The 4,158-nt window shown below is 62.4% G+C and carries 3 protein-coding genes; 1 reads left to right on the forward strand and 2 read right to left on the reverse strand.

Features of this window, described 5'->3' with window-relative positions:
- Window positions 1–1,212 (reverse strand): methyl-accepting chemotaxis protein (locus tag YA0848_RS35165; protein ID WP_232925257.1); only part of this gene is annotated, 1,212 nt, incomplete at its 3' end.
- Between the two features lie 94 nt (window positions 1,213–1,306).
- Window positions 1,307–2,626, reverse strand: a complete 1,320-nt coding sequence (locus YA0848_RS35170; protein ID WP_169903647.1) for a Na+/H+ antiporter family protein — start codon at window positions 2,624–2,626, stop codon at window positions 1,307–1,309.
- 251 nt (window positions 2,627–2,877) lie between these two features.
- On the opposite strand from YA0848_RS35170, the gene YA0848_RS35175 reads away from it, so the two are divergent.
- Window positions 2,878–4,158: PDC sensor domain-containing protein (locus YA0848_RS35175; RefSeq protein WP_198731576.1), on the forward strand; the 1,281-nt coding region annotated here is incomplete at its 3' end.

The following is a 4,158-nucleotide window of genomic DNA, read 5'->3' on the forward strand; positions in this document are numbered from 1 at the left end:
GTTGGTCTGCTCGGCAATCGAGCGGATCACACTCAACACGCTGACAATCGACGTCACATCCTGTTGCAGGCTGTCGAGGGACACGCCGCTGCTGCGGATGTCGTTCACCAACGCGTGGATCTGCGCGATGCTGCCGTCCACCACGCGCTTGGCGGCCTGGCCTTCGGCGTCGGTCTGCTGCGCGGCCACCGAGGCGCCCTGGGCACTGCGCGCCACTTCCTGGGCGGCGGACGACATTTGATTGATGGCGGTGGCGACCTGGTCCGTCTCGTGGCGCTGGCGCTCCATGGCCTGCTCCGAGCGGTGGGCCTGGTCGGACACCTGGCCCACCAGGCCGGTAAGCTGAGCGGTCATTTCGGTGATCTGGCGCACCAGGCCGTGGATCTTGTCGACAAACCGGTTGAACGCGCCGGCCAGCTCGCCCAACTCGTCCTGGCTGGTGATGGCCAGGCGCCGAGTCAGGTCACCCTCGCCGGCGGCAATATCGTCGAGGTTGGCTTTCATCAAATGCAACGGACGCAAAATGGTATTGGCCAGCACCATGCCCGCAGCGGCGATCACCAGCAACACCACCACGGCCACGCCGAGGATACTCAGCAAAACACCTTCCATGCGCGCTTTGACCTTGGCCTCGACCACCGCCACCTGGGCTTCGATGCCGTCGAGGTTGACCGAGGTACCGATGACCATATCCCACTTGGGCAGGTAATCGGTGTAGCCAAGCTTGGGCACCAGTTCGGTCTGCCCCGGCTGGGTCGAGCTGTATTGCAGGTAATGGCTGCCGTCCTTGCCGACCTTGACCAGGTCGCGGTTGACGTAGACGCCATTGGAGTCGCGGTTGTCTTTGAAACTCTTGCCCACGCCGTCGGGGCTATTGCCCTTGAACAGGCGGATGGTCTCGGAGTCGTAGCCGAAGAAGTAACCGTCCTTGCCGTAGCTGATGTTGGACAGCAGCTTGACCACCTCGGCCCGCGCCGCCGTATCGCCAGGCGCGGCGGCATCGTAGAGCGGCTTGACGGTGCTCATAGCCACTTCCACGTAACTTTGCAAAGTGGCCTTAGCGTTATTGAGCAAGCGCTGGCGGGTTTCATCCACCTCACTGCGCGCCTGGCCCTGGAGGATCCACACCGTAGTGAGGCTGATGACCAGCGCGAACAGCAACACCGGCACAACGGCGAGGGACAGGACTTTGGCCTTCAGACTCAGACGCATGGCTTTTCTCTCTTATTAAGCGACTTGAGAGGTTATCGGCCGATGGAAAACTATCTGTAGGCGCGAGCGCGCTCGTTCCTACAGAGGCATGGGGTCAAAGGGACATCGCCGCCAGCCAGCCAAACGCCAGCAACGGGATGTTGTAGTGCAGGAATGTTGGCACCACGGTGTCCCAGATGTGGTGGTGCTGACCGTCGATATTCAGGCCGGAAGTCGGACCGAGGGTGGAGTCCGACGCAGGCGAGCCGGCATCGCCCAGGGCCCCCGCCGTGCCAACGATGCACACAATGGCCAGCGGACTGAAGCCCAACTGCACGCACAACGGCACGAAGATCGCGGCCAGGATCGGCACCGTGGAAAACGACGAACCAATCCCCATGGTCACCAGTAGGCCCACCAGCAACATCAGCAGCGCGCCGACCCCACGGCTATGGCCGATGAACGCGGCCGAAGTTTCCACCAGCGAACGCACGTCCCCAGTGGCCTTGAGCACTTCGGCGAACCCCGAGGCGGCGATCATGATGAAGCCGATCATTGCCATCATCTTCATGCCTTCGGTGAACAGGTCGTCGGTCTCGCGCCAGCGCACAATCCCCGAGGCCGAGAAGATCAGGAACCCGGCCAGCGCACCGATGATCATCGAATCCAGCCACAGCTGAATGATGAACGCCGAGGCAATCGCCACGCCGGCCACCAGCAGGGTCAGCGGGTTGTACTGCACCGCCACCTGCTCGACCCGCTCGATTTTCGCCAGGTCGTACACGCGCTTTTTGCGGTAGCTGATAAACACCGCCACCAGCAGGCCAACCACCATGCCCAGCGCCGGCAGGCCCATGGCGTGGGTCACGTTGACCTGGCTGACGTCCACGCCGCTCTTGGCCACGTTGGCCAACAGGATCTGGTTAAGGAAGATATTGCCGAAGCCCACCGGCAGGAACATGTACGGCGTGATCAGGCCGAAGGTCATCACACAGGCGATCAAGCGCCGATCCAATTGCAGCTTGGTCAGCACATACAGCAGCGGCGGCACCAGCAGCGGGATAAACGCAATGTGAATCGGCAGGATGTTTTGCGATGCAATCGCCACCACCCACAGCAGACCGATCAGCAGCCATTTGACGTGACTGCCGCCGCTGGCGTCCTGGCGGTCCACCAACAGCAGGGCCTTGTCGGCCAGGGCATGGGCCAGGCCGGACTTGGCGATGGCCACCGCGAATGCACCGAGCAAGGCGTAGGACAACGCCACCGTCGCGCCCCCACCGAGGCCGCCGTTGAAGGCGCTGAGGGTGGCTTCGATCCCCAGGCCGCCGGTGAGACCGCCCACCAGGGCGCCGACAATAATGGCGATGACCACATGCACGCGGGACAGGCTAAGCAACAGCATGGTGCCGACCGCGGCGATGACTGCGTTAATCATGGTTACCTCAAGCAGAAACAGAAAAACAGGCATGCCCGCGCCCCAGCGCCCCATCGGAGGGCGGCCAGTGTGCAGGCTTCAAGGAGGTCTTATTAGAGGGCGGGCACTTTGCAGCAGGCGCGGCCCCATGTCAAAAGCCGCTGCCGAGGGACGCGCCGCTCCGGCAGGTTTAAATTGATCGTTTGAATAAAGAAAATCTTCCTGCGGCCGATAAACGGGCTCTTTGTGTTTTCAGGTAAGGATGTCCGATGTCGCTCAGACAACTCTCCATTCAATGGAAAATCACCCTGCTCGCCGGCCTCTGCCTGCTGGGAATCGTGAGCCTGCTGGTGGGTTTGTCGCTGTACCGCATGGCGCAGAGTTCCGAGCAGGTCAAAGCCTCCAGCATGCAGATGCTCAATGAAGCCGCCCAGGCGCGTATCGAGGCCCAGGGCGAGGTGCAGGCGCTGGGTATCCGTCGGCAATTCATGGACGCTTATCAATATGGCCATGGCTTTGCCCGCCAGGTGCTGTTCTTGCGCGAGCAGGCGGAGAAACGCTTTCTGGACGCCTTCGACACCCGCGAAGACCTGACCCGCCAAGTCAGAGCCGCGTTGCAGGCCAACCCGGACCTGTTGGGCCTGTCCCTGGTGTTCGAAGCCAATGCGCTGGACGGCAAGGATGAGCTGTTCGCCGGCCAAACCGAGCTGGGCAGCAACGACAAGGGCCGCTTCGCACTGTATTGGTCGCAGCCGACACCCGGCCAGTTGACCTCCATGGCATTGCCGGAAAGCGACATGACCGACACCACCGTCGGCCCTAGTGGCGAAAAGGCCAACGCCTGGTTCACCTGCCCGCGCAGCACCCTCAAGCCTTGCGTGATCGAACCCTACTTTTATGTGATCAACGGCCAGAACGTACTGATGACCAGCATCGTGTTTCCGTTGATGGCCAACGGCAAAGTCATCGCGTCGCTGTCGGTGGACATCAACCTCAACAGTTTGCAGGCCGTGAGCCAACAAGCCAGCGCCAAGCTGTACGACGGCCAGACCCACGTCAGCATCCTCAGCCCCACCGGCCTGCTCGCCGGCTACAGCGCGGACGCGAGCAAACTCAGCCAGCGTTTGGACCAGGTCGACCGCCGCAGCGGCGCTCAACTGATCGGAGCCCTGGCCGGCAGCACGGGCATCAGCAGCCTGCACACCGAACATCAACTGAAAGTGCTGGCGCCGTTCGCACCGATTCCCGACGGCAAGCCATGGGGCGTATTGCTGGACGTGCCGGAAAAAGTCCTGGTGGGTCCCGCCGAAGCCCTCAAGGCACAAATGGATGCGGACAACACGCGCGGCACCCTGCTGGAACTGAGCCTGGGCCTGCTGGCAGCGGTGATCGGCCTGATTCTGGTATGGCTGATGGCGCGCAGCGTGACCCGGCCGATCTTGGGGGTGGCGCACATGCTCGAAGACATCGCCAGCGGCGAAGGCGACCTGACGCGGCGCCTGGCCTATGACAAACGCGATGAACTGGGCCAACTGGCCGGCTGGTTCAAC

This window comes from Pseudomonas sp. S4_EA_1b, from assembly GCF_016307435.1.
Lineage (GTDB): Bacteria > Pseudomonadota > Gammaproteobacteria > Pseudomonadales > Pseudomonadaceae > Aquipseudomonas > Aquipseudomonas rhodesiae.